Source organism: Cupriavidus sp. 01L43 (assembly GCF_056399925.1).
In genome coordinates this window covers 407,176-433,215 of record NZ_JBFTSH010000001.1, presented here as the reverse complement: position 1 = coordinate 433,215, position 26,040 = coordinate 407,176, and the positions used below count along the sequence as shown (strand labels likewise).

26 protein-coding genes are annotated in these 26,040 nt (G+C 63.5%); 10 read left to right on the top strand and 16 right to left on the bottom strand.

All coding sequences use genetic code 11. The features are described from left to right. Positions 1–171: 171 nt before the first annotated feature. Genes leuB through leuC form a run of 4 tightly spaced genes read right to left on the bottom strand, consistent with a single transcriptional unit; the run spans position 172 to position 3,522 of the window. Complete coding sequence (gene leuB / locus AC1DP9_RS02125) at positions 172–1,239, bottom strand: 3-isopropylmalate dehydrogenase (RefSeq protein ID WP_477106489.1); 1,068 nt, start codon at positions 1,237–1,239, stop codon at positions 172–174. A 33-nt stretch (positions 1,240–1,272) separates the two neighbouring features. After that, positions 1,273–1,923: a 3-isopropylmalate dehydratase small subunit gene (leuD, locus tag AC1DP9_RS02120; RefSeq protein WP_441590542.1), complete on the bottom strand. Its 651-nt coding sequence runs from the start codon at positions 1,921–1,923 to the stop codon at positions 1,273–1,275. Between the two features lie 10 nt (positions 1,924–1,933). Beyond that, on the bottom strand, positions 1,934–2,065 hold the full coding sequence (locus tag AC1DP9_RS02115; protein ID WP_092290135.1) for an entericidin A/B family lipoprotein: 132 nt from the start codon (positions 2,063–2,065) through the stop codon (positions 1,934–1,936). A gap of 47 nt (positions 2,066–2,112) precedes the next feature. Continuing rightward, positions 2,113–3,522, bottom strand: a complete 1,410-nt coding sequence (gene leuC, locus AC1DP9_RS02110; protein WP_092290149.1) for a 3-isopropylmalate dehydratase large subunit — start codon at positions 3,520–3,522, stop codon at positions 2,113–2,115. Between the two features lie 363 nt (positions 3,523–3,885). Here leuC and AC1DP9_RS02105 point away from each other — a divergent pair, with 363 nt between their 5' ends. From AC1DP9_RS02105 to AC1DP9_RS02090, 4 genes are all read left to right on the top strand, one after another. Continuing rightward, the gene (locus AC1DP9_RS02105) at positions 3,886–4,368 is read left to right on the top strand and encodes an Hcp family type VI secretion system effector (RefSeq protein ID WP_477106488.1); all 483 of its coding nucleotides are present in this window, start codon (positions 3,886–3,888) and stop codon (positions 4,366–4,368) included. A 13-nt stretch (positions 4,369–4,381) separates the two neighbouring features. Further along, entirely contained in the window at positions 4,382–4,993 is a 612-nt protein-coding gene (locus AC1DP9_RS02100; RefSeq protein WP_477106487.1) for a peptidoglycan recognition protein family protein, read from the top strand. Between the two features lie 442 nt (positions 4,994–5,435). After that, positions 5,436–5,867 carry a hypothetical protein gene (locus AC1DP9_RS02095; protein ID WP_477106486.1) on the top strand — a complete coding sequence of 144 codons (432 nt, stop codon included), beginning with the start codon at positions 5,436–5,438 and terminating at the stop codon, positions 5,865–5,867. Continuing rightward, entirely contained in the window at positions 5,861–6,226 is a 366-nt protein-coding gene (locus AC1DP9_RS02090) for a hypothetical protein (protein ID WP_477106485.1), read from the top strand. The genes AC1DP9_RS02095 and AC1DP9_RS02090 overlap by 7 nt, the downstream gene beginning before the upstream one ends. Positions 6,227–6,286: 60 nt before the next feature. On the opposite strand, the gene AC1DP9_RS02085 is transcribed toward AC1DP9_RS02090, so the two are convergent. The 12 genes from AC1DP9_RS02085 to AC1DP9_RS02030 all read right to left on the bottom strand — a co-directional run bounded on the left by AC1DP9_RS02085 (position 6,287) and on the right by AC1DP9_RS02030 (position 18,134). Continuing rightward, on the bottom strand, positions 6,287–6,988 hold the full coding sequence (locus AC1DP9_RS02085; protein WP_477106484.1) for an ABC transporter ATP-binding protein: 702 nt from the start codon (positions 6,986–6,988) through the stop codon (positions 6,287–6,289). Then, on the bottom strand, positions 6,988–7,755 hold the full coding sequence (gene livG / locus AC1DP9_RS02080; protein WP_092290156.1) for a high-affinity branched-chain amino acid ABC transporter ATP-binding protein LivG: 768 nt from the start codon (positions 7,753–7,755) through the stop codon (positions 6,988–6,990). The genes AC1DP9_RS02085 and livG overlap by 1 nt, the downstream gene beginning before the upstream one ends. Beyond that, a complete protein-coding gene (locus AC1DP9_RS02075; RefSeq protein ID WP_441590545.1) occupies positions 7,752–9,017 on the bottom strand; it encodes a high-affinity branched-chain amino acid ABC transporter permease LivM in 1,266 nt (421 codons plus the stop codon). The genes livG and AC1DP9_RS02075 overlap by 4 nt, the downstream gene beginning before the upstream one ends. A gap of 12 nt (positions 9,018–9,029) precedes the next feature. After that, positions 9,030–9,956 (bottom strand): high-affinity branched-chain amino acid ABC transporter permease LivH, encoded by a 927-nt coding sequence (livH, locus tag AC1DP9_RS02070; RefSeq protein WP_092290158.1) that lies wholly within the window; start codon positions 9,954–9,956, stop codon positions 9,030–9,032. A 138-nt stretch (positions 9,957–10,094) separates the two neighbouring features. Continuing rightward, positions 10,095–11,222 carry a branched-chain amino acid ABC transporter substrate-binding protein gene (locus AC1DP9_RS02065; RefSeq protein ID WP_092290159.1) on the bottom strand — a complete coding sequence of 376 codons (1,128 nt, stop codon included), beginning with the start codon at positions 11,220–11,222 and terminating at the stop codon, positions 10,095–10,097. Positions 11,223–11,797: 575 nt separating this feature from the next. Next, positions 11,798–13,099, bottom strand: coding sequence for a citrate synthase (gltA, locus tag AC1DP9_RS02060; RefSeq protein WP_092290160.1), 1,302 nt, complete (start codon positions 13,097–13,099; stop codon positions 11,798–11,800). Positions 13,100–13,141: 42 nt separating this feature from the next. Continuing rightward, positions 13,142–13,423 carry an FAD assembly factor SdhE gene (locus AC1DP9_RS02055; protein ID WP_092290162.1) on the bottom strand — a complete coding sequence of 94 codons (282 nt, stop codon included), beginning with the start codon at positions 13,421–13,423 and terminating at the stop codon, positions 13,142–13,144. Between the two features lie 128 nt (positions 13,424–13,551). Continuing rightward, positions 13,552–14,253 (bottom strand): succinate dehydrogenase iron-sulfur subunit, encoded by a 702-nt coding sequence (locus AC1DP9_RS02050; protein WP_092290164.1) that lies wholly within the window; start codon positions 14,251–14,253, stop codon positions 13,552–13,554. Positions 14,254–14,287: 34 nt separating this feature from the next. Next, positions 14,288–16,066: a succinate dehydrogenase flavoprotein subunit gene (gene sdhA, locus AC1DP9_RS02045; protein WP_092290166.1), complete on the bottom strand. Its 1,779-nt coding sequence runs from the start codon at positions 16,064–16,066 to the stop codon at positions 14,288–14,290. A 3-nt stretch (positions 16,067–16,069) separates the two neighbouring features. After that, positions 16,070–16,435: a succinate dehydrogenase, hydrophobic membrane anchor protein gene (gene sdhD, locus AC1DP9_RS02040; protein WP_092290168.1), complete on the bottom strand. Its 366-nt coding sequence runs from the start codon at positions 16,433–16,435 to the stop codon at positions 16,070–16,072. A gap of 11 nt (positions 16,436–16,446) precedes the next feature. Beyond that, entirely contained in the window at positions 16,447–16,857 is a 411-nt protein-coding gene (gene sdhC, locus AC1DP9_RS02035; RefSeq protein ID WP_092290173.1) for a succinate dehydrogenase, cytochrome b556 subunit, read from the bottom strand. A 434-nt stretch (positions 16,858–17,291) separates the two neighbouring features. Continuing rightward, complete coding sequence (locus AC1DP9_RS02030) at positions 17,292–18,134, bottom strand: GntR family transcriptional regulator (RefSeq protein ID WP_092290175.1); 843 nt, start codon at positions 18,132–18,134, stop codon at positions 17,292–17,294. A gap of 334 nt (positions 18,135–18,468) precedes the next feature. On the opposite strand from AC1DP9_RS02030, the gene AC1DP9_RS02025 reads away from it, so the two are divergent. The 6 genes from AC1DP9_RS02025 to AC1DP9_RS02000 all read left to right on the top strand — a co-directional run bounded on the left by AC1DP9_RS02025 (position 18,469) and on the right by AC1DP9_RS02000 (position 25,897). After that, a complete protein-coding gene (locus tag AC1DP9_RS02025) occupies positions 18,469–19,452 on the top strand; it encodes a malate dehydrogenase (RefSeq protein ID WP_092290179.1) in 984 nt (327 codons plus the stop codon). Positions 19,453–19,580: 128 nt separating this feature from the next. Next, complete coding sequence (locus AC1DP9_RS02020) at positions 19,581–20,561, top strand: HpcH/HpaI aldolase/citrate lyase family protein (protein ID WP_092290181.1); 981 nt, start codon at positions 19,581–19,583, stop codon at positions 20,559–20,561. Positions 20,562–20,788: 227 nt separating this feature from the next. Continuing rightward, positions 20,789–21,331 (top strand): hypothetical protein, encoded by a 543-nt coding sequence (locus AC1DP9_RS02015; RefSeq protein WP_092290183.1) that lies wholly within the window; start codon positions 20,789–20,791, stop codon positions 21,329–21,331. Between the two features lie 199 nt (positions 21,332–21,530). Beyond that, entirely contained in the window at positions 21,531–24,236 is a 2,706-nt protein-coding gene (gene acnA / locus AC1DP9_RS02010; RefSeq protein ID WP_092290185.1) for an aconitate hydratase AcnA, read from the top strand. 220 nt (positions 24,237–24,456) lie between these two features. After that, positions 24,457–24,615 carry a hypothetical protein gene (locus tag AC1DP9_RS02005; protein WP_177219833.1) on the top strand — a complete coding sequence of 53 codons (159 nt, stop codon included), beginning with the start codon at positions 24,457–24,459 and terminating at the stop codon, positions 24,613–24,615. Between the two features lie 79 nt (positions 24,616–24,694). Beyond that, a complete protein-coding gene (locus AC1DP9_RS02000; RefSeq protein ID WP_092290187.1) occupies positions 24,695–25,897 on the top strand; it encodes a DUF2863 family protein in 1,203 nt (400 codons plus the stop codon). The last annotated feature ends 143 nt before the right edge of the window (positions 25,898–26,040 follow it).

Here is a 26,040-nt window from a genome sequence, read left to right as displayed (position 1 = left end):
TTTTAATCGTCGCGGTATGGTCGCGCGAACCCACGCCGGCCGTGATGACGGCAGCGATGGCAGTAGCGAGGAACTGGGGAATTCGGACCATTCGCGGAGTCTACACGATTTTCTTGCGCCAACGGGGCCCGAAGGCCCCGTTTTTGGCACGAACTGGCAAAAAACGGCCGATTACAGCGCAGCCAGCACGGCTTCGCCCATCTCCCGCGTGCCGACCTGCTTGCAGCCCGGCGTGAGGATGTCGCCGGTGCGGTAGCCCTGGGCCAGCACCTTCTTGACGGCGTGCTCGATGCGGTCGGCCTGGTCGGCCTTGTTCAGCGAGTAGCGCAGCATCATCGCGGCGGAGAGGATGGTGGCCAGCGGATTGGCCACGCCCTTGCCGGCGATGTCCGGCGCCGAGCCGTGCGACGGCTCGTACAGACCCTTGTTGTTGGCATCGAGCGACGCCGACGGCAGCATGCCGATGGAACCGGTCAGCATCGCTGCCTCGTCGGACAGGATGTCGCCGAACATATTGCCGGTAACGATCACATCGAAGCTCTTCGGCGCCTTGACCAGCTGCATGGCCGCGTTGTCGACGTACATGTGCGACAGCTCGACGTCCGGATATTCCTTGCTGACATCGATCACGATGTCCTTCCAGAACTGAAACGTCTCCAGCACGTTGGCCTTGTCCACGCTGCACAGCTTCTTGCCACGCTTGGCTGCGGCCTGGAACGCCACGTGGGCGATGCGGCGGATCTCGGGCTCGCTGTAGCGCATCGTGTCGAAGGCTTCGCGGGCGCCCTTGAACAGGCCGTCCGGGGCCTCGCGCATGCCGCGCGGCTGACCGAAGTAGATGTCGCCGTTCAGCTCACGCACGATCAGGATGTCCAGGCCGGCCACCAGTTCGGGCTTCAGGCTCGAGGCGCCGGTCAGCTCCGGGTAGCAGATCGCCGGGCGGAAGTTCGCGAACAGCTGCAGGTGCTTGCGCAGGCCCAGGATGGCCTGCTCCGGACGCAGCGGGCGCTCCAGGCTGTCGTACTTCCAGTCGCCCACGGCGCCGAACAGGATGGCATCGGCCTCCTTGGCCAGCTTCAGCGTGTTCTCGGGCAGCGGATGGCCTTCGGCCTCGTAGCCGGCGCCGCCGACCGGCGCCGTTTCCAGTTCGAATTTCTCGTCGAGGGCGTTGAGCACCTTGACAGCTTCGGCAACGATCTCGGGACCAATGCCGTCACCCGGCAGGACTGCAATCTTCATCTGTCTTCCTGTATTGGAGTGTGTCTTGTGCGGTCAGCCGACCAGGCGATTGCCCAGCCAGGGCATCTTCGTCAGGCGCTCGGCTTCGTACGCCTTGATCTTGTCCTTGTGGCGCAGCGTCAGCGCCACGTCGTCAAAGCCGTTCAGCATGCAGTACTTGCGGAACGGGGCGATGTCGAACGGGTAGCTGTTGCCGCCCGGCGTGAGCACCACCTGCTTGTCCAGGTCGATGGTCAGCTGGTAGCCCGGGAACGCGTTGGTCTCGTTGAACAGGTGGTCGACCTGGAGGTCGGTCAGCGCCACCGGCAGCAGGCCGTTCTTGTAGCAGTTGTTGAAGAAGATATCGGCGAAGCTCGGCGCGATGACGGCGCGGAACCCGTATTGCGTGAGCGCCCACGGCGCGTGCTCGCGCGAGCTGCCGCAGCCGAAGTTGTTGCGTGCCAGCAGGATGCTCGCGCCCTGGTAGCGCTGCTGGTTCAGCACGAAGTCCGGGTTCAGCGGGCGCTTGCTGTTGTCCTGGCCGGGCTGGCCGACGTCCTTGTAGCGCCATTCGTCGAACAGGTTCGGGCCGAAGCCCGTGCGCTTGATCGACTTCAGGAACTGCTTCGGGATGATCGCGTCGGTGTCGACGTTTTCGCGGTCCAGCGGCGCCACGAGGCCGCTGTGTACGGTGAACTTGTCCATGAGTATGTCCTTACTTGCGCGCCGCGTTCTCGAGGGAACGCCCGGCGGCCTGCGTGTCCTTGCCGATGCCAGCCATCGTGTTGCAGCCAGCCAGTTGCAGCATGCCCAGGCATGCCAGGAACGTGATCACGATCTTTTTCATGTTCTGCTTATTCGATTAGCCGTGTACGGATGCCGTTGCGTAACGCCTCAGCCCAGCTTTCGGATGTCGACGAAATGACCCTCGATGGCAGCGGCGGCGGCCATCGCCGGGCTGACCAGGTGGGTCCGGCCGCCGGCGCCCTGGCGGCCTTCGAAGTTGCGGTTCGAGGTGGACGCGCAGCGCTCGCCCGGCTCCAGCCGGTCGGCGTTCATCGCCAGGCACATCGAGCAGCCCGGCTCGCGCCATTCGAAGCCGGCGGCCTTGAAGACCTTGTCCAGCCCTTCACGCTCGGCTTGCGCCTTCACCAGGCCCGAGCCCGGCACCACCATCGCCAGCTTCACGTTGCCGGCTACCTTGCGGCCCAGCTTCTGCACCACCCAGGCGGCGGCGCGCATGTCCTCGATGCGGCTGTTGGTGCAGGAGCCGATGAACACCTTGTCGATCTGGATCGACTCCATCGGCACGTTCGGCTGCAGGTTCATGTACTCGAGCGCGCGCTCCATGGCGTTGCGGCGGTTCGGGTCTTTTTCCTTCTCGGGATCGGGTACGCGGTCCTCGATGCTGACCACCATCTCGGGCGACGTGCCCCAGGTGACCTGCGGACGGATGTCCTCGCCGCGCAGTTCAACCACCTTGTCGAAGTGGGCGCCTGCGTCCGAATGCAGCGTGCGCCAATAGGCCACGGCCTGGTCCCATTCCACGCCCTGCGGCGCGTACGGACGACCCTTCACGTATTCCAGCGTCACGTCATCCACGGCCACCATGCCGGCGCGCGCGCCAGCTTCGATCGCCATGTTGCAGACGGTCATGCGGCCTTCCATCGTCAGGTCGCGGATGGCGGACCCGGCGAATTCCATGGTGTAGCCCGTACCGCCAGCCGTGCCGATCTTGCCGATGATGGCCAGCACGATGTCCTTGGCGGTGCAGCCGCGCGGCAGCTTGCCTTCCACGCGGATCAGCATGTTCTTGGCCTTCTTGCCCAGCAGCGTCTGCGTGGCCAGCACGTGCTCCACCTCGGACGTGCCGATGCCGTGCGCCAGCGCGCCGAACGCGCCGTGCGTGCTGGTGTGCGAGTCGCCGCAGACCACCGTCATGCCCGGCAGCGTGGCGCCCTGCTCCGGCCCGATCACGTGGACGATGCCCTGGCGGTGATCGTTCATCTTGAACTGGGTGATGCCGAAGGCGTCGCAGTTGGCGTCGAGCGTATCGACCTGGAGCTTCGAGACGGGGTCGGTGATGCCTTCCGTACGGTCCGTGGTCGGGACGTTGTGGTCGGACACGGCCAGATTCGCGCTGATGCGCCACACCGGACGCTCCGCCAGCTTCAGCCCCTCGAACGCCTGCGGGCTGGTCACTTCGTGCAGCAGGTGGCGATCGATGTAGAGCAGCGTCGTGCCGTCTTCCTCGACGTGGACGGTGTGGTCATCCCAGAGTTTGTCGTAGAGCGTCTTGGCCATGATGCAGGGGGGGCGAACCGTCCGTCCGGGCAGGAACGGCGCAGGTCCGCGCAGTGGTTTGCAGGGGATTGTTATTTACCGGATGCCTTCGCGGGTCGGCGCCGCTATTGTGCCGCGCCTCCGGCGTGGCCGGTGATTGCTTGACATCGCAATCGATTATGCCACGCGGGGGCCCGCCCAAGCGGTCAGACGCTGCCAACCGCCCGGTAGTCATTGGCGAAAGGGGGATTTCGCGGTTGGCGAAAAGGGGTGGGTGGCGGCAAGTCCGGGGTGGCGGCGCCTTTCGAACTAGTTCTATAGATCACTTCTTTGCCGATCGATAGGCTCCCTGAGTTGTTTCTCAACCAACGACGGGAGCATCTGATGGCGCAGGACATCTTCTTGAAGCTGACAGGAATCGAGGGCGAAGCGACGGACGCCAGCCATTCGAAAGAGATTGAGGTTCTGACGTGGGAATGGTCGGTGAAGCAGCCATCGAACACGCACGCAGGAAGGGGCGGCGGCGCAGGCAAGGCGACCGTTGAGGACCTGACGTTCGAACACTATGTCGACCGCGCCACGCCGAACCTTGTCCAGTGTTGCCTGAGCGGCAAGCATATCGATAGCGCCGTGCTGGTCATGCGCAAGGCCGGCGGGAAGCCGCTGGAGTTTCTCAGGATCACCATGGAGGACGTCCTGGTGACTCAGGTGAAACCGGCTCACAACATCAATATGCGCGCGCCCCGAGAAGAAGTCAGCCTTTCGTTTTCGCGGGTGAAGCAGGAATACGTCGTGCAGAACGCGTCGGGTGGCAGTGCAGGGACGGTCGCGATGGGTTTCGATGTGAAGGCAAATCGCGCAATCTGAAAGGGGAAACGGCATGCTGTTTATTGACAAGAATGGAATCGTCGATGCGGAGCGCATCAAGATCAAAAGATTTCCAGGTATCGAACGGGGGTTGATGGCCAAGGTGAATGGAATCGTCGTCCATCAAACCTACAGCCCGACCGCGGAAAGCACGTTCAACAGCTACCGAGATCAGGGCGCAAATGGCGCACACTTCCTGATCGAAAAAGACGGAACCATCTATCAAACCGCATCCTTGCTAAAGAGGACAAATCATGTTGGCCTCTTGAAATCACGCTGTATTGCCACGCACGCCTGTTCGCCGACGGAACTCAAAATCGCCTCCTCGATGAGAGGCACTCAAAGACTATCCGATCATGAACACAAGAAACCATGGCCCCAGCGATACCCGGCAAATTATGATGCGATTGGTATCGAACTCGTAGGCATGGCATACCCTAAAAATATACCAGGAAAGGAAAATCCAGCCCTTGTCTATGAGAATGTCACTGCCGCGCAAAACTTTTCCCTGCATTGGTTAATCGCTGAAACAGTCCAAACATTCACGATCTTGGCGAGCGAAATCTATCGACATCCTCATGTGTCTTACAAAATCGTTACGGAGGCAAGCACAGCAAAATGGTAAATTCGCGAGCCGTTATTGGCGCTGTATTAATCTCGTGCTATGCGTTGCCGGCGGCAAGCCAAGAGCGAACGGCGACAGTAATAGTGATAGAGGAAACCGGCCGCAACATCGACACTCAGGACACCTTTCTCACGGAGCACTGCAAAGCATTCAAGCCCACGGTTAACCAGGTCAAACGCTATTTTTCTAAGGCGTATCCAGTAGATGGTTACGTACACACACATGAGCGTTATTCCCCATGCTATGCGACGGGAAAGGTGAAGTTCAGCGACAACAGTTCTGGCACATTTCAGCTGTCTTCCGGCGGAACTGCCTTATTAACTTGGTCACGAAGTGAAGACACAGTGCGTTTGCTCTACAAGCGCAACGAATGGCATGATCCCTTCGCTTGCATGTACGGTCTTTCCGACAAACCAACGTGCTAACGGTTCCTGGATTCAAAATGCCGAATTTCAACTTCGGAATGCTGTTTTTGGTTCTGGCATCGTGGCAGGCATTTCCTGCTGCAAGTGCGGAACGAACCGTTACACAGGTGATCCTAGACGGGGCCGGTCTCGACAGCGACATCGACGACGCCAGCCTCACGGAAAACTGCAAGACCTTCAAGCCCACGGTCAGCCAAGTAAAACGGTATTTCTCCAAGGCTTATCCGATAGAGAGCCGCATTCTGACGCACGAACGTTATTCCCCATGCTTTGCGAACGGCGAGGTATCGTTCAGCGATAACACTTCCGGAAGATTTCGACTCTACTCAGGAGGGACAGCGACATTATTCTGGTTAGGAGGCAATACGGTCGACCTGCTCTACAAGGGCAACAAATGGCATGACCCATTCGCTTGCGCATATGGCCTTAGCGACGAGCCGGAATGCTGACGATCCAAGGCCGCGTGGCGCAGTATCCGGACGCTCCCCAGCCGCCTTGGATCGTATTCCCACACATCAAGCCTGATGAACTGGCGGTACATGTCAGGCAAGGCGTGGCGGAACCCTGGTTCGATCAGGAGTGGCGACCATTCTGGACGTCCCTTACATCAACGCAGCGGAGTCGGTATCTGGACGACTGGCAGGCTAGTTCCGAATGGCGAGCGGCGATTGCGTTCGTCTTCGAGTCTTTCTCTGAGCAGGATATCGATCAGGACGCCAAGGAATCTCAAGCGTATCTCAAGACTCGTGGAGAAACCGCCCAAAAGATAGAGCGCCCTCTCCTCAAGCGCCTGTTCAGGCGCCGCTAGACAGCAAGACGGCAAGTCGGCTCGCCAGAAAAAAGGCGGCACTTGGTGCCGCCTGTCCTATTACCCACCCAAATACGCCGCCCGTATCCGGTCATTCGCCAGCAAATTCTCCCCGGTATCCGCCAGCACCACCTTCCCGGTTTCCAGCACGTAGCCTCGGTCCGCCACCTGCAACGCCTTGTTGGCGTTCTGCTCGACCAGGAATACCGTGACGCCTTCCTCACGAATGGTGCGGATGATGTCGAAGATCTGGGCGATGATCAGCGGGGCGAGGCCCAGCGTTGGCTCGTCCAGCAGCAGCAGTCGGGGGCGGCTCATCAGGGCACGGCCGATCGCCAGCATTTGCTGTTCGCCGCCGGACATCGTGCCCGCGCGCTGGCCCGAGCGCTGGTTCAGCCTCGGAAAAAGCTTGAAAACGTGCTCGATGCCGGCCTCGATGTCGTGCCGGCTGGCGAAGAACGCGCCCATCTTCAGGTTTTCCAGCACGGTCAGGCTCGGGAACACTCGCCGCCCTTCCGGCGAGATCGCCATGCCCATGCGCATGATCTCGTGGGTATTGCGCTGCGTGATGTCCTGCCCCTCGAACGACACGCGGCCGCTCGAGGCGCGCGGCGAGCCGCACACGGTCATCATCAGCGTGGTCTTGCCTGCGCCGTTGCTGCCGATCAGCGTGACGATTTCGCCCTTGTTCACTTCGATCGATACGCCGCTCAGCGCCTCCACGGCGCCATAGTGGGTATGGACCTGTTCCAGCTTCAGCATCAGTCCTCTCCCAGGTAGGCCTTGATCACGCGCGGGTCGTTGCGCACTTCGTCCGGCTTGCCGATGACGATCGGCTTGCCGTGCTCCATCACGAGGATGCGGTCGGACACGCCCATGACGAGGCTCATGTCATGCTCGATCAGCAGCACCGAAATGTTGAATTCGTGGCGCAATTTGTCGATCAATTGTTGCAGTTCGATCTTTTCCTGCGGATTCAGGCCCGCCGCCGGTTCGTCCAACATCAGCAGGCGCGGCTTGGTGATCATGCAGCGCGCGATCTCGAGCCGGCGCTGGTGTCCATAGGACAGCGTGCCCGCCTCGCGATTGGCCACCGAGGTCAGGCCCATGCGTTCGAGCCAGACGGCGGCGCGCTCCAGCGCCTCGCGCTCGGCGCGGCGGTAGGCCGGCGTGGCGAACAGCCCGCGCAGCAGGCCGGCCTTGACCTGCAGGTGCTGCGCCACGAGCAGGTTCTCCACCACGGTCAGCGACTTGAACAGGCGAATATTCTGAAACGTGCGCACCAGCCCGCGCCGCGCCACCTGGTGGCTCGGCAGGCCGGCGATGGCCTGGCCGTCCAGCGTGACTTCGCCGCCGGTGGGCTTGTAGAAGCCGCCCACGCAGTTGAACACCGTGGTCTTGCCGGCGCCGTTCGGGCCGATGATGGCGAAGACCTCGTCGCGACGCACATCGAAATCGATGCCGTCCACGGCCAGCAGCCCGCCAAAGCGCATCTGCAGGCCGGATACTTTCAGCATTTCCGCGCTCATTGCGGCAACTCCACGTGGGGACGGCTCGCGGGCAGCAAGCCCTGCGGACGCCACATCATCATCAGCACCATCACCAGGCCGAAAATCAGCATGCGGTATTCGGCAAAATCGCGCGCCACCTCGGGCAGCACGGTCAGCAGGATGGCTGCCAGGATCACGCCCAGCTGCGAGCCCATGCCGCCCAGCACTACCACGGCCAGGATCAACGCCGATTCGATAAACGTGAACGATTCCGGATTGACCAGCCCCTGGCGCGCCGCGAAGAACGCGCCGGCCAGCCCCGCGAACGAGGCGCCCAGCGTGAATGCCGACAGCTTGATGCGCGTGGGATTCAGGCCCAGCGAGCGGCAGGCGATCTCGTCGTCGCGCAGCGCCTCCCAGGCGCGGCCCATCGGCATGCGGATCAGGCGGCTCGTCACGAACAGGGTGAAGCCGACCAGCAGCAGCGCCAGCAGGTACAGGAAGATCACCATGTGCTGGCCGGTGTAATCGAGCCCGATCATTTCATGGAACGTGCGCGTGCCTTCCACGCTGGCGCTGCGCGCCATCTCGATGCCGAACACGGTCGGCTTCGGAATGCCCGAGACGCCGTCCGGGCCGCCAGTCAGGCTGGTCAGATTGTTCAAGAGCAGGCGGATGATTTCACCGAAGCCGAGCGTGACGATGGCCAGGTAGTCGCCGCGCAGCCGCAGCACGGGGAAGCCGAGCACGAAGCCGAACAGCGCCGACATGCCCGCAGCAATCGGCAGGCACTCCCAGAACGTGAACCCGAAATACTGGTTGAGCAGCGCATACGTATAGCCGCCCACCGCGTAGAAGCCCACGTAGCCCAGGTCGAGCAGGCCAGCGAAGCCCACCACGATGTTCAGGCCCAGGCCCAGGATCACGTAGATCAGGGCAAGCGTGGCCACGTCCACCGCGCCGCGCGAGCCGAAGAACGGCCAGACCAGCCCCACCGCCAGCAGCACCCAGATCACCACGCGCTGCTGCTGCGCGCCCATCGCCGGCGCGGCGGGCAGCTTCACGGCGCTACGGGCCCGCGTGAGCAGCGGCTTGAGCAGCTGAAAGACGAAAACGGCCGCCACGGCGATCCAGACCGGCCGCCAGTGTGGCTCCAGCACCACCTTGTAGCCGTCCAGCTTCAGTTGCAGGCCCAGCACGGGAATGGTGAGGATGGCCGTCATCACGGCCGCCGTCACCGCGTTTTTCATCGTCTGCGCGACGGAATGCGAGACGGATTTTTGATACATCGCTTGTGTCATGGGGCGCCCTCCTCAGACCTTTTCCACATCCGGCTTGCCAAGCAGGCCGGTCGGACGGAACAGCAGCACGAGGACCAGCAGGCCGAACGCCACCACGTCCTTGTACTCGGCCGGCATGTAGCCGGAGGCGAAGGTTTCGGCCAGACCCAGCAGCACGCCGCCGAGCATCGCGCCCGGAATGCTGCCGATGCCGCCCAGCACGGCGGCCGTAAAGGCCTTGATGCCGGCAATGAAACCGATGAAGGGATTGAGCTTGCCGATGGTCAGCCCGATCAGCACGCCGCCCACGGCGGCCAGCATCGCGCCGAGCACGAAGGTGAACGAGATCACGCGGTTCGTGTCGATGCCGAGCAGGTTGGCCATGCGCATGTCCTCCGCACAGGCACGGCAGGCGCGGCCCATGCGCGAGTGGCCGATGAACAGCGTCAGCGCCACCATCAGCACCAGCGTCACGCCCACGATCAGCAGGCGCGAATACGGCACGGTCACGACGAAGTCACTGCCCATCTGGAATTCGATGGCACCCGAGATCAGCACCGGCACGGACACGTCGCGCGCGCCCTGCCCGATCTGGACGTAGTTCTGAAGAAAAATCGACATGCCGATGGCCGAGATCAACGGCACAAGGCGCGGCCCGCCGCGCAAGGGGCGATACGCCACGCGCTCCACGGCAAAGCCATAACAGCCGGTGACGGCCACGGACACGATCAGCGCAGCACCCAGCACCAGCGGCAGCGGGTAGCCGGCCTGCGCGCCGATGGCGGTCAGGGTCACGAGGCCCACGTAGGCGCCGATCATGTAGATCTCGCCGTGGGCAAAGTTGATCATGCCGATGATGCCGTAGACCATGGTGTAGCCAATGGCGATCAGCGCATAGATCGCACCCAGTGTCAGGCCGTTGACCAGCTGCTGGGTGAACTGTGGAAGGAATTCGTTCATGCGGGGGACCTTGTGGATCGGGGAGCCCGATGCGGCGCGCGGGCCATCATGATGTGACGACTATCCGACATCGAACCGATACCAAAACGCCCCGCTCCCTATGCGGGAGCGAGGCGTTTCGCCAGACTGGCGCCGGACTTAGTTGGCGGCGGTCTTCGTGGCGTCCTTGTGCCACGTGTAGACGACGAACTTGAACGACTTCAGATCGCCCTTCTCGTCGTACTCGACCTTGCCGATCGGCGTGGTGAACGCGTTCTTGTGCATGTACGCGGCCACCTTGGCCGGGTCCGTGCTCTTGGCGCCGGCGATGGCGTCGCCGATGATCTTCACGGCGGCGTAGGCGGGCATCTGGAACGGGCCGTTGGCGTCGCGCTTCTTGTCGGCGAAGGCCTTCACCAGCGCGGCGTTGGCCGGGTCGGCCGAGAAGTCGGCCGGCAGCGTGACCAGCATGCCTTCCGACGACGGGCCGGCGATGGCCGTCACGTCCTTGTTGCCCACGCCTTCGGGGCCCATGAACGTGGCCTTCACGCCCTGCTCGCGCGCCTGGCGCAGCAGCAGGCCCATTTCCGGGTGATAGCCGCCGAAGTAGACGAAGTCCACGCCCTGCGACTTCAGCTTCGTGATGACAGCGGAGTAGTCCGAATCGCCGGCGTTGATGCCTTCGAACACGGCCACGGGAATCTTGGCCGCTTCCAGGTCCTTCTTCACCGAAGAGGCGATGCCCTGGCCGTACGACTGCTTGTCGTGCAGCACAGCCACCTTCTTCGGCTTGACCTTGCCGATGATGTACTGGGCAGCGGCAGGACCCTGCTGGTCGTCACGGCCGATGGTGCGGAAGATGAACTTGCGCTTCTTGTTCTCGGTCAGCTGCGGCGCGGTGGCCGACGGCGTGACCATCACGATGCCTTCGTTCTCGTAGATATCCGATGCCGGGATCGTCGAGCCGGAGCACACGTGGCCAATCACGAAGCGGATGTTCTGGCTCACGACCTTGTTGGCAACCGCCACGGCCTGCTTCGGCTCGCAGGCGTCGTCCATCAGCACCACTTCGAGCTTGTTGCCACCGGCACCGCCCGCGGCATTGATCTGTTCGATGGCGGTCAGGGCACCGGCCTTGACCATGTCGCCGTACTGGGCGACCGAGCCGCTCATGGGGCCGGCGATGGCGATCTTGACGGTTTCGGCGTGGGCCAGGCTGGCGGCAGTGAGGCCGGCGGTGGCAATCACGGCGGCCATGGCAGTGGACGTGAGACGGGACAACGTCATCAGGAGCTCCTCGATTATGTTTAGGTCATTCCGGGCAGAGGCGGCATGACCAGCGCAATCGAACAACACCCGCGGGGAGAGCCGCCAGAGGTGGCGGAGGGACGACCCGAAGCGGAAGACGGGCCTGCGATGAAGACGTGAAGCGATGCGGGGCCCGGCATGTGTCAGCGCCCGGAAGCCCGTGGCGCCAAAAGTTCGGAAAGACAACGTTGATGCGTTCTCTATTGCGCAAGCGCTTCGCCTGCCCCGCCTTGCCTCGCGACGTGCCGGAAGGGTGGCCCGGCTGCCGGTGGCAAAAGCAGCCCGCATTATAGAGGGAAGTTGCAACCCGTTGGGGCGATAGTTCCCGACTTTGCCGAAAATCAGACAACAAATGTAGACAGTTGCAACCTTCGCATGGCAGGAATCGTCGCAAAAATGGCCTTTCACAACTGTTGTGCATAGCTGCGCCGATGACCCTCGCGCGGCGCCGCACAACGCCACGCCGCCGGAAAAACAAACGCCCCGGCAAGCCGGGGCGTTCGTGTTTGCTGCAGTGCAAGGCGACTAGGCCACCCTGCGCTCGCGCGGCGGGATCAGCGCTTGGCCATGTCCGGCACTTCGCGGGCGGCGTTGCCGTTGAAGAGCTGGCGCGGACGGCCGATCTTGTACTCGGGGTCCGTGATCATCTCTTCCCACTGCGAGATCCAGCCCGGCGTACGTGCCAGGGCGAAGATGCAGGTGAACAGCGAGGTCGGGATGCCCAGCGCGCGCTGCACGATACCCGAGTAGAAGTCCACGTTCGGGTACAGCTTGCGGCTCACGAAGTACTCGTCTTCCAGCGCGATCTTTTCCAGTTCCATGGCGAGCTTGAACAGCGGGTCGTTGTGCAGGCCCAGTTCGTTCAGCACTTCATGGCAGGTTTCGCGCATCAGCTTGGCGCGCGGATCGTAGTTCTTGTACACGCGGTGGCCAAAGCCCATCAGGCGCACGCCCGAGTTCTTGTCCTTGACCTGCTTGATGAACTCGTTGATGTTGTCCACGCTGCCGATCTCTTCCAGCATCTTCAGCGCAGCTTCGTTGGCGCCGCCGTGGGCCGGACCCCACAGGCAGGCCACGCCAGCGGCGATGGCGGCGAACGGATTCGTGCCCGACGAGCCAGCCAGGCGCACCGTCGAGGTCGAGGCGTTCTGCTCGTGGTCTGCGTGCAGGATGAAGATGCGGTCCAGCGCGCGCTCGAGCACCGGGTTCACGGTGTACGGGGCGCACGGCGTGCCAAACATCATGCGCAGGAAGTTGCCCGAGTAGGACAGGTCGTTCTGCGGGTAGATGTACGGCTGGCCGATGTTGTACTTGTATGCCATGGCCACGAGGGTCGGCATCTTGGCGATCAGGCGGATGGCCGAGATCTCACGCTGGTGCGGATCATCGATGTCCATCGCGTCGTGGTAGAACGCGCTCATCGCGCCCACGAGACCCGTCAGCACGGCCATCGGGTGGGCATCGCGGCGGAAGCCGCGCAGGAAGAATTGCAGCTGCTCGTGAACCATCGTGTGGTTCATCACGCTGTTGACGAACTCTTCCTTCTGCTTGGCGTTGGGCAGTTCGCCCTTCAGCAGCAGGTAGCAGGTTTCCAGGTGATCGCACTTGCCTGCCAGCTGCTCGATCGGATAGCCGCGGTACAGCAGTTCGCCCTTGTCACCGTCGATGTAGGTGATCTTGGAGTTGCACGACGCAGTCGACATGAACCCCGGGTCATAGGTGAACTTGCCGGTCTGTCCGTACAGCTTGCGAATGTCGATCACGTCGGGGCCAACGGTACCCTTGTAGATCGGCAGCTCAACGCTGGGGGAACCATCGGAAAACGATAGCGTGGCTTTCACATCGGACGGCGTCATGTCGGTTCCTTCAAATGCTGTGAATAATAGTGTTGACCAAACTCAGACCGAACGCAGCAGGTCCAGGACCCGGTGCATCGGGGGCGTGTCGAGCTCACCGTCCAGCTCCTTGCGGACAAGCAGCAGGTCCATCAACTCGTTGTCGCTGAGCTCGAACAGCTCGCCCAGCGATGCCACGTCCTCATCGGACAGGCTCTCCTCGTAACGGTTGAAGAAACGTTCGACGATGATGTCGTTCTCCAGGAGGCCGCGGCGGGCACGCCAGCGCAACCGGGCGCGCTTATGCGGATCGGCCTGATGGGAGAAAGTGGTGGAAAGACTCATGGTCAGCCTTCTTGCGATCGGCGCGTCACCTGATATACCTCAACAGGCTGACGCGCCGCTTACTTCAACTGCAGACTGCGATACTGCAGCCTCCCGCGTGGTGGCAGGAGGCAGTTTATACCGCTGGTTTATACCGCGCGGCGAACCATCAGTTCCTTGATCTTGCCGATGGCCTTCGTCGGGTTGAGACCCTTCGGGCACACGTCGACGCAGTTCATGATGCTGTGGCAGCGGAACAGGCGGTACGGGTCGTTCAGGTTGTCCAGACGCTCGCCGGTGGCCTGATCGCGGCTGTCCGCGATGAAGCGGTAGGCTTGCAGCAGGCCGGCCGGGCCGACGAACTTGTCCGGGTTCCACCAGAACGACGGGCAGGACGTGGAGCAGCTCGCGCACAAGATGCACTCGTACAGGCCGTCCAGCTCGTCACGTTCCTGCGGCGACTGCAGACGCTCCTTCTCGGGCGGCGGCTCGTCGTTGATCAGGAACGGCTTGATCGAGTTGTACTGCTTGAAGAAGTTCGTCATGTCGACGATCAGGTCGCGCACCACCGGCAGGCCGGGCAGCGGACGCAGCACGATGCGGTCCGGCAGCTCGCGCATGTTCGTCAGGCAGGCCAGGCCGTTCTTGCCGTTGATGTTCATCGCGTCCGAACCGCACACGCCTTCACGGCACGAACGGCGGAACGAGATGGTCTCGTCGAGCTTCTTCAGCTTGACCAGCGCATCGAGCAGCATGCGCTCGTGACCGTCGAGTTCTACCTCGTAGGTCTGCATGCGGGGCGCGTCGTCCTTGTCCGGATCGTAGCGGTAGACTTCGAAAATACGCTTCATTTCTGTGGGTCCTGTTGTCTCTACGATGCGGGGCTCAGAAGGTACGGGCCTTCGGCGGAACCGATTCCACTGTCAGCGGCTCCATCTTCACCGGCTTGTAGTCGAGGCGGTTGCCTTCGCTGTAGAACAGCGTGTGCTTGAGCCAGTTGTTGTCGTCGCGGTTCGGGAAGTCGCTGTGGGCGTGGGCGCCACGCGATTCCTTGCGGGCCGCGGCCGAGATCATCGTCGCCTTGGCCACTTCCACCAGGTTCGACACTTCCAGGGCTTCCACCAACGCGGTGTTGAAGACCCTGGACTTGTCCTTCAGGTGGATGTTGTTGGCACGCTCCGCCACTTCCAGGATGCGCTCGACGCCTTCGTCCATCAGCTTCTGCGTACGGAACACGCCGGCATGCGACTGCATGTTGCGGCGGATGTCGTTGGCCACGTCCTGGGTGTATTCGCCCGAGGTCGTGCCCTGCAGCTTGGCCAGGCGCGACATGGCGCGGTCCGCGGCGTCAGCCGGCAGCGGCTTGTGTTCCTTCTGCTTGTTCGCGTTGGCGATGATGTGGTTGCCGGCCGCACGGCCGAACACCACCAGATCCAGCAGCGAGTTCGTGCCCAGGCGGTTGGCGCCGTGCACCGACACGCAGGAGCATTCGCCGATCGCGTAGAAGCCGTTCACGATCTCGTTCGGGTTGCCGTTCTTCGGCACCACGACCTGACCGTGGAAGTTCGTCGGGATACCGCCCATCTGGTAGTGGATGGTCGGCACGACGGGGATCGGTTCCTTGATCGCGTCGACGTTGGCGAACTTCATGCCGATTTCGCGGATCGACGGCAGGCGCTTCATGATGGTCTCGGCACCGACGTGGGTCAGGTCGAGCAGCACGTAGTCGCCGTTCGGGCCGCAGCCACGGCCTTCCTTGATTTCCTGGTCCATCGAGCGCGACACGAAGTCACGCGGCGCCAGATCCTTCAGCGTCGGGGCATAGCGCTCCATGAAGCGCTCGCCATCCTTGTTACGCAGGATGCCGCCCTCGCCACGCACGCCTTCCGTGATCAGCACGCCCGCGCCGGCCACGCCGGTCGGGTGGAACTGCCAGAACTCCATGTCTTCCAGGGGTACGCCGGCACGTGCCGCCATGCCCAGGCCATCGCCCGTGTTGATGAAGGCGTTGGTGGAAGCCGCGTAGATCCGGCCCGCGCCGCCGGTGGCGAACAGGGTGGTCTTGGCTTCGAGGATGTAGACCTCGCCGGTCTCCATTTCCAGCGCGGTCACGCCCAGCACATCACCGTCTTCGTCGCGGATCAGATCCAGCGCCATCCATTCGACGAAGAAATGTGTCTTAGCGCGCACATTACGCTGGTACAGCGTGTGCAGCAGCGCGTGGCCGGTACGGTCAGCCGCGGCGCAGGCACGCTGCACGGGCTTCTCGCCGTAGTTGGCCGTGTGGCCGCCGAACGGACGCTGGTAGATCGTGCCATCGGCATTACGGTCGAACGGCATGCCGAAGTGCTCGAGCTCGTACACGACCTTCGGCGCTTCCCGGCACATGAACTCGATGGCGTCCTGGTCGCCCAGCCAGTCCGAGCCCTTGATGGTGTCGTAGAAGTGATAGTGCCAGTTGTCCTCGCTCATGTTGCCGAGCGAGGCACCGATGCCACCCTGCGCCGCCACGGTGTGCGAGCGGGTGGGGAAAACCTTCGACAGCACGGCCACGTTCAGGCCGGCTTCCGCGAGCTGGAGGGATGCGCGCATCCCGGCGCCGCCCGCCCCGACGATGACCACGTCAAACCGACGACGCGGCAATCCAGTCTTGACTGCGACCATTTATTACACCCTCCAGAGAATCTGAGCAGCGTAGCCCGCACAACCGACGAGCCACAGAATCGTAAGAACTTGCAGCACGAGGCGCACGGCCATCGGCTTCACATAGTCCATCCAGATGTCGCGCACGCCAAACCAGGCGTGATACAGCAGCGAGAGGATGGTGAGGAACGTCAGGATCTTCATCCACTGGTTGGAGAAGAGACCTGCCCAGCCTTCGTACGACGGATTGCCGAAGGCCAGGTACACACCCGCCAGGATCACGGTGAACAGCACCATGATCACGGCGGTCACGCGTTGCGCCAGCCAGTCCTTCAGACCGTAGTGCGCACCGACGACAAGACGCTTGGGACCGATATTATTGTTTGCCACCTTGATTCTCCTCAGAACAGGCCGAATAGCTTCAGCCCGAAAATCAGGGTGAGCAGCAGGCTGACGACGAGCACCGCGACGGCCGACTTTGCAGACGTGGGCTTTGCCACGCCGACGTGCACGTCGAGCAGCAGGAAGCGGATGCCAGCGCAGAAGTGATGCAGGTAACCCCAGATCAGCGCCAGGATGACCAGTTTGACGAAGCCGTTGGACAGCAGTGCCGAGAACTTGGCGAAGCTCAGCTCGGACGTGACGCTCTGCTCAAACAGGTACAGAACGAACGGAAGGAGGAGGAACATCAATGCACCGCTGACGCGATGCAGGATGGATACCTTGCCGGCCCAGGGCAACCGATAACGCGCGATTTGCGCAATACCGATGTTCCGGAACTCCGGCCTGGCTTGTTTGACGGCTTCAGCCATGCGAGACCCCATTTGCGGTAGAAAAAAAACTGCAAAAGAACGAAAACTGCCATTGCTCCGGGTTTCACCGGATCGCTACACGATTGCGCAGTGACGCGACTCCGGGTACCTTGAAGGCACGGGACACACCCGCCTTCCGGTGCGCACCGGTTTGGATCCTGCGCGTGGGTTGCGCTGGATGCAAATGAATGCACTGGAGCAAATCCAGATGATTTTAGCGCCTTTGTTGCGCGCCGCACCAATAATTTTCAGCTATCGCGCACCAACCCGGCGTGCCCGACAATCGCACGCAATACTTCGCGCACCACGCCGGATCGGACTTCTCCCCGGCGCATTCCCGATGATTCCATTCAATGGCCGCAACGGTCGGCACAGGTCATCTGCAGGCGCCGCAATAATCGCGCCCCGACCCTGGCGAGCATCGCCACCATGCATTAACTCAAGTCATTCTGGTAATAGTGCCGGGTGGTCACATAGAGGCCGCGGCGGACTTCCACCGGACGATCGCCATAGGTGAACGATACCCGCTCCACCGACAGCAGCGGCGTACCCGCGGCCACGGACAGCAACTCGGCCGCCGTATTATCGGCAGAAACCGCCCGAATCTTTTCCGTGGCGCGGATCATGCGCGTGCCGAACTCGGCCTCGAACAGCGCGTACATCGGGCCCTTCCACTCGTTGAGCTTCTCGGCCGTCAGTCCTTTGAAATTGGTACCCAGCAGCCAGATCTCGTCCAGCACCGTGGCTTCATTCGAAAATGTCAGCACGCGGCGGATCTGCACGACGCTGTCGCCGGTTCGGATGTCCAGCAGCCGTGCGATCTCGGCCGGCGCGCGCAGGCGCTTGCATTCCAGCACCCGGCTCGCGCCATAGTGCGGCTCGCCCTCGTCGGGTACCAGCCGCAGGAAACGGAACTTGACCACGTCCTCGTAGTGCGTGGTCACGAAAGTGCCCTTGCCCTGCCGGCGGGCCACCAGGTTCTCGGCAGCCAGTTCGTCGATGGCCTTGCGCACCGTGCCCTGGCTGACCTTGTAGCGCGCGGCCAGGTCCATCTCGCTCGGGATCATTTCGCCCGGTTTCCATTCGCCGGACTGCAGGCTCTGGGTGATCAGGGCCTTGATCTGCTGATAGAGGGGACTGAACGTCGGCGAGGGATTGACCGGGCCGGCCGGCGCATTGGCCGCGGGCGGCTGCGTCCCGGCACCGCTCTGGGGGGCGCCAGATTCCGGCGCGCCGTTGCCGGCTGCGGCGGACAGGGACGTGGGCAGGGATGACATAGCCCGGATTTCACCACAAAATCGAGAATCGCGTCCAGCACGCTATGAAATGTCTTATGTCTTATATAAGACATATAAATTGACAGTCACGGAGGCCCGTCCTACACTCGCGCAGTCCGCGCCGCCGCCCCCGGCCGCCATCCCCCGCAAGACCCGGATTCGGGCATTGCGGCACCGTTCGGGATGCGGCGCACCACATAGCAGTAGTAGACTTACGCCTTGTCGCCCCCGACGCGGCGGACGCCAGCCTGCCCCGTGGCGACACGCGACGCGCCCGCCCCGTGCGGCAGGCGCCACTGACCGGTTACCCCTCATTTCGTTTGGAGATTTACTCATGGCTAAAGCCCCAATGCGCGTCGCAGTGACCGGCGCCGCTGGCCAGATCGGCTATTCCCTGCTGTTCCGCATCGCCAACGGCGACATGCTCGGCAAAGACCAGCCGGTTATCCTCCAACTGCTCGACCTCCCGCAAGCCCAGGCCGCCGTCAAGGGCGTGGTGATGGAACTGGAAGACTGCGCGTTCCCGCTGCTGGCCGGCGTGGTCATCACCGACGACCCCAAGGTTGCCTTCAAGGACGCCGACGTGGCCCTGCTGGTTGGCGCCCGTCCCCGTAGCAAGGGCATGGAACGCAAGGACCTGCTCGAAGCCAACGCCCAGATCTTCACGGTGCAGGGCAAGGCGCTCGACGAAGTGGCGAGCCGCAACGTCAAGGTGCTGGTGGTGGGCAACCCGGCCAACACCAACGCCTACATCGCCATGAAGTCGGCCCCGAGCCTGCCGCGCGAGAACTTCACCGCGATGCTGCGCCTGGACCACAATCGCGCGCTGTCGCAGATCGCCGCCAAGACCGGCAAGCCGGTGGCGTCGATCGAGAAGATGTTCGTGTGGGGCAACCACAGCCCGACCATGTACGCCGACTACCGCTACGCCACCGTGGACGGCAAGAGCGTCAAGGACATGATCAACGACCCGGTCTGGAACAACGACGTGTTCCTGCCGACCGTTGGCAAGCGCGGCGCCGCCATCATCGAGGCCCGTGGCCTGTCGTCGGCTGCCTCGGCCGCCAACGCCGCCATCGACCACGTGCACGACTGGGTACTTGGCTCGAACGGCAAGGTCGTCACGATGGGCATCCCGTCGAACGGCGAATACGGTATCCCGGCCGACACCATGTTCGGCTACCCGGTGACCACCGCCAACGGCAAGTATGAAATCGTGAAGGGTCTGGAGATCGACGCCTACAGCCAGGAAAAGATCAACATCACCCTGAAGGAACTGGAAGAAGAAAAGGCCGGCGTGCAGCATCTGCTGGGCTGATCTTCCGGAGCTTCCCGCGCATGACGAACCGGGGTCCCGCATCGATGCAACAATCGGCGCGGACCCCGGTTTTTTCATGGGCGCGGGCTTTGTCTCGTCAATTACCCCCCACTCCATAAGTATTCAACGTGCATCCTTCCGAGGTCTTGTTCCAGGGCGAAGCCATCCCGGTCCAGTTGCCGGTGTGTGACCACTATGCCGGCAGCGAAAAGCTCATGCGCAAGTCGCTGGCCCTGCAGCAAGAGCTTGGGCCCGTGTTCGACATCACATTCGATTGCGAGGACGGCGCCGCCGTCGGCCTGGAGCGCGAGCACGCCACGCTGTGCGCCCAGTTGATCAACAGCCCCGCGAACGTCCACAATCGCGTGGGCGTGCGCATCCACGACCCGGCCCACCCGCACTGGCGCGAGGACATCGACATCCTGGTCGCCGCCGCTGGCGCGCGGCTGGCCTACGTCGTGGTGCCGAAGGTGACCGATGTGGTGGAAGTGGCCCGGGTGACCGACCACGTCAACCACGTGGCGCGCAGTGCCGGCATCGCCCGGCATATCCCGATTCATGTGCTGATTGAGACACATGCAGCACTCGAACAGGTCTTCGATATCGCCGCGCTGGTCCAGGTGGAGTGCCTCAGCTTCGGGCTGATGGACTTCGTCTCCGCGCACCACGGCGCCATTCCGGGCGATGCGATGCGCTCGCCGGGCCAGTTCGAATACCCGCTGATCCGCCGCGCGATGCTGGAGATCTCGGCGGCCTGCCATCGCCACGGCAAAGTGCCGTCGCACAACGTCAGCACGGACGTTCAGCATCCGCAGCGCGCCGGCGAAGACGCCAGCCGCGCCCGCGCCGAGTTCGGCTACCTGCGCAAGTGGAGCATCCATCCGGGTCAGATTGCCCCGATCGTGGCCGCTTTCCGCCCCACCGACACCGAGATCGGCGCGGCCAGCGAGATTCTGCTGGCCGCGCACGAGAACAACTGGGCGCCAATCCGCCATGACGGCCAGTTGCACGACCGCGCCAGCTACCGGTACTACTGGGCGCTGTTGCAGCGTGCCCACGCGACGGGCACCCACCTGCCGGCAGCGGCGGCCGAGCTGTTCTTCGACTGAATGACCCGGGTGACGCCTCCGCGCGCGGATACTGCCCTTTTCCGGCCTGAAGTGCCCCATGGCAAACCAGACATTTCCGATTGTGTAACCAATAGATGACGGACTTCGCCCTGTCAGGCAAATCGTAGAGAATAGCGGCGGAAAGTTGCCGGGCGTCCGCACGGGCACCCGGCCCCGCCCAATATCAGAGCCCCCAAGTAATCATTCAAAATCCGGAAGGAATACCCATGAAAAAGATCGTGCTTGCCTCCTTGCTCGGCGCCCTCTCGCTGACCGTCGCCTCCACCGCCATGGCTCAGGAACCCGCCAAGAAGCCGGCTGCGACCAAGAAAGCGCCCGCCAAGTCCAGCAAGAAGGCCACGACTGCTGCCGCCGCCCCCGCCACGCCGTCCGGCGAGAAGTGGCAGTGCGAGCTGGGCAACGTCATCTATATCAATGGCAACATGCTGCGCGACGAAGTGCTGACCGTGCACTGGCAAGGCCGTGACTACCGCCTGCCGCGCCAGTCCACCGTGACCGGCGCCGACCGCTACTTCGACCAGCAATCGGGCCTCGACCTCGTCGTGATCCCGGGCAAGGCCATGCTGTTCAACAAGAACCTGGGCCAGCGCCTGGCCGACGAATGCCAGAACGCCGACATGCAGGCCGGTGGCTCGGCCCCGACCCAGGCCGGCGCCCTGCGCGCACCGGTGGCCACGCCGCTGCTGATGGCTCCGGCCCCGGCCGCCGAAGCCCAGCCCGCCCCCGCCGCCCAGGCTCCGAAGCAGTAAAGTCGTAAATTTGCGATCATTGCAGTACTTCGCGCGGCCCCTCGCCGCGCGGCAGTTGAGTTTGTTGTCACGGTGCGCGTCCGGGGAATCTCCGGCCGCGCCGCGTCAAGGCGGCGGAACCCTCTCGTGCACCGGGGTCTGAAGAAGAAGAAAGTTTAGAAAATCGCGTCCCGCGTCATCCCTCGATTGGAGTCAGGCAATGCCCCACAATCTCAATAAAACTCTCAAGGAATTCAAGCTCGCCACCGGCGGCCGCGGCCAGTACTACTCCCTGCCGCAGCTGGGCAAGGCACTGGGCGTGAAGATCGAACGGCTGCCGATTTCGATCCGGCTGGTGCTGGAATCGGTGCTGCGCAACTGCGACGGCAAGAAGGTCACCGAGGAACACGTTCGACAACTGGCCAACTGGAAGCCCAAGGCCGACCGCGTGGACGAGATCCCGTTCGTGGTAGCCCGCGTGGTGCTGCAGGACTTCACGGGCGTGCCGCTGCTGGCCGACCTGGCCGCAATGCGCAACGTGGCCGAGAAGATGGGCAAGAACCCCAAGAAGATCGAGCCGCTGGTGCCTGTGGATCTGGTGGTCGACCACTCGGTGCAGATCGACCATTTCCGCGAGAAAAAGGCGCTCGACCTGAACATGCAGCTGGAATTCAAGCGCAACAACGAGCGCTACCAGTTCATGAAGTGGGGCATGCAGGCCTTCGACACCTTCGGCGTGGTGCAACCGGGCTTCGGCATCGTCCACCAGGTGAACCTCGAATACCTGGCGCGCGGCGTGCACAAGAAGGACGGTGTCTACTATCCGGACACGCTCGTTGGCACCGACTCGCATACCACGATGATCAACGGCATCGGCGTGGTGGGCTGGGGCGTGGGCGGCATCGAGGCCGAAGCCGGCATGCTGGGCCAGCCGGTCTACTTCCTGACGCCTGACGTGGTCGGCGTGGAACTGAAGGGCCGCCTGCGCGAGGGCGTGACCGCCACCGACCTGGTGCTGACCATCACCGAAATGCTGCGCCGCGAGAAGGTCGTCGGCAAGTTCGTCGAGTTCTTCGGCGAAGGCACCGCCAGCCTGACCACCCCGGACCGCGCCACCATCGGCAACATGGCGCCCGAGTACGGCGCCACGATGGGCTTTTTCCCGGTGGACGAGAAGACCATCGACTATTTCAAGGGCACCGGCCGCACCGCCGAGGAAATCGCCGCGTTCGAGGGCTACTTCCGCGCCCAGGAGATGTTCGGCGTGCCGATGGCCGGCGACATCGACTACAGCACCACGCTGACGCTCGACCTGGGCTCGGTGGCGCCGTCGCTGGCCGGCCCCAAGCGCCCGCAGGACCGCATCGAGATCGGCAACGTCAAGAGCACCTTCGCCTCGCTGTTCTCCAAGCCGGTGGCCGAGAACGGCTTCAACAAGAATGCTGATGACCTGGACCGCGAGTACACCAACACCGACGGCGTGAAGGTGAAGAGCGGCGACGTGCTGATCGCCGCCATCACCTCGTGCACGAACACCTCCAACCCGAGCGTGCTGCTGGCCGCCGGCCTGCTGGCCAAGAAGGCGGTGGAAGCCGGCCTGAACGTGGCGCCGCACATCAAGACGTCGCTGGCCCCGGGCAGCCGCGTGGTGACCGAGTACCTGACCGCCACCGGCCTGCTGCCGTACCTGGAGAAGCTTGGCTTCGGCGTGACGGCCTACGGCTGCACCACCTGCATCGGCAATGCGGGCGACCTGACCCCGGCGCTGAACGAGGCCATCGTCCAGAACGACATCGTCGCGGCCGCCGTGCTGTCGGGCAACCGCAACTTCGAGGCCCGCATCCACCCGAACATCCGCGCCAACTTCCTCGCCTCGCCGCCGCTGGTGGTGGCCTACGCCATCGCCGGCAACGTCACGCGCGACCTGATGACCGAGCCGGTGGGCAAGGGCAAGAACGGCAAGGATGTCTGGCTGGGCGATATCTGGCCGACGTCGGAGGAAATCCAGGCGCTGCTGAAGTTCGCGCTGGACGCCGAGGTGTTCAAGACGAACTACGAGCAGGTCAAGAAGCCGAGCAAGCTGTGGGCCAACATCAAGGGCACCACGGGGCAGGTCTATGACTGGCCGACTTCCACCTACATCGCCGAGCCGCCGTTCTTCCAGGACTTCCAGCTCGAGCCGAAGGCTGCCTCGGCCAGCGTGCGCGGCGCGCGGGCGCTGGGCGTGTTCGGCGACTCCGTGACGACCGACCACATCTCCCCGGCCGGCTCGATCAAGGACACCTCGCCGGCGGGCAAGTACCTGCTCGCGCACGGCGTGCTGAAGGCGGACTTCAACAGCTACGGCTCGCGCCGCGGCAACCATGAAGTGATGATGCGCGGCACGTTCGCCAACGTGCGGATCAAGAACCTGATGATCCCGCCCAAGGCCGACGGCTCGCGCGTGGAAGGCGGCCTGACGCTGCACCAGCCCACCGGCGAACAGATGTCGATCTACGACGCCGCCATGAAGTACATCGCCGAGGGCACGCCCACGGTGGTAATCGGCGGCGAAGAGTACGGCACGGGTTCCTCGCGTGACTGGGCGGCCAAGGGCACGCAGCTGCTGGGCGTGAAGGCCGTGGTGGCGCGCAGCTTCGAGCGGATCCACCGTTCGAACCTGGTCGGCATGGGCGTGCTGCCCCTGCAGTTCAAGGGCAGCGACAGCGCGCAGTCGCTCGGCATCATCGGCAACGAGACCTTCGACGTGGAAGGCATCGAGGGCGACCTGAAGCCGCAGCAGGATGTGGTGCTGGTGATCCATCGCGCCAACGGCGACACGCAGCGCGTGCCGGTGCTGCTGCGCATCGACACCCCGATCGAGGTGGACTACTACAACCACGGCGGCATCCTGCCGTTCGTGCTGCGCCAGCTGCTGGCCGCATAAGCGGTCCCGGCCCCGGCCAGGAAGTGACAACGGCGCACCCCACGGTGCGCCGTTTTTCATTGCTGGGCGCCGCGCGGCCGGGCCAGCTTGCGGGTTATCCCCGATCCGGCACGTAAGTTCCACGCAAGGCTGCACTGCCAGACTGGTCCCTACGCAATTCGGCGTTCATCCCTATAAGCGGGCGCGGCCACGGCACGCCCCCGCACCGACTGGAGACACCATGGTCAAGATCCTCATCGCTTTCATCGTCGTCGCCGGCGCCGCCCTGTATCTGCTGACGAAGGGTGGCGGCGACGTCTCCATGGGCGGCGAACAGCACGGCGCCGAGACCCACGCCCCGGCCCCCGCCGAGGCCCCGGCAGCGCCCGCACAGAAATAAGACGGAACGCCGCCAGGCGCGGTGTTTGTCAACGCAGCGAGTAGAATACCGTTTTACGTAAAACGGACGGTCTTCACATATGGCAGGTTTTCGCCCCAAGTCTTCCCCCCGACTCTCGCCCGATGCCGAGCGACTGGTGGCCGACGCGCTTGCGCTCGACGCCTCGGGCAGCCGCATGGAGGACGGGTATTGGGAGCGGCGGCTGTCGCAGCGCCTGGGCCGCCTCCTGAAGAACGGCAGCCAGACCGCCCTCGACGCCGCGCTCGAACACCTGTTCAAGCACAACGCGGATGCCTCCGACGTGCTGGCCGAGCAGGCCGAGACGCTGGCCGAGTCCGCCACGGTCGAGATCGACGGCGTGCAGCATGACGCCCTGCTGATCGCCGCGCCGATCCTCGCCCATACCCGCTACGCGATTCCGTCCGGCGCGCTCAAGCCCGAGCTGGCCCAGACGCTGGCCGTGCACCTGCAGGCCCACGTGCTGGCCACGCAGACCCAGGTGGCGCTGTCGCCGTATCTATATAGCATCGACCAGCTCCCGCGCACCCATAGCGACACCTTCGCCCTGACCCACAAGCTCGCCTCGGCGGCGCTGGCCGGCACGGTGCCCAAGGTGGATCTGCGCGACCTGCCCGAAACCGCCCCGATCCTGGCCGATCCGCGCTACCTGCTGGCCGTGGTGGTGGCGCCGCACGAAGGCGCCCTGTTCCGCTGGCAGGAAGATGCCAAGGAGCACCACGCCGAGCGTTCCACCTGCCTGGAGCAATGGCGCCAGCAGGTGCAGCCGTCCGTGGCCGTGCTGCTGCCGGGCTGCGAATTCGAACTGCTGCTGCCCGATGCGTTCTTCCTGTCGTGCCGCGAATCTGACAAGAGCATCCGCCCGCTGACCGTGCGCGCCGCCGTGAACTACCTGTGCGGCACGCTGGACGTGCCCGCCGGCCAACTGGCTGCCGTGGTGGCCTCGTTCGGCGAGGAAGTGGTCGAGGAATACCGCGTCGGCTTCACCATGCGCGGCGAGAAGGACGTGATCTACGGCATTGTCTGGCCCGTCTATGGCCGCGAGGCCGGCGAAGTCGATGCCGAGGAAAAGGGCAACCCGCTCGAGCAGATCTGCGAGGAACTGCGCAACGCCGGCGTGGAGGAGATCTTCCGCCACGCCGCGCTGTTCGACCCCGAGTACTGCGAAGACTGCGGTACGCCGCTCTATGCGGACCGTTCGGGCGAGATCGTCCACGCCGAACTGCCCGAGGACGCGCCGACCCAGCAGCCGCTGTTCCACTAAGCTGGCCGCCGACTCATAAAAGAACCCGCGCAAGCGGGTTTTTTTATCGGCGCGAAGCGGCGGAAGGTGCCGCCAACCGGAAGTGCCGAAAACACCCCATACCCGTGCCATCGCCCAGGAAGTCCCCCAACCCACGCAGGCGT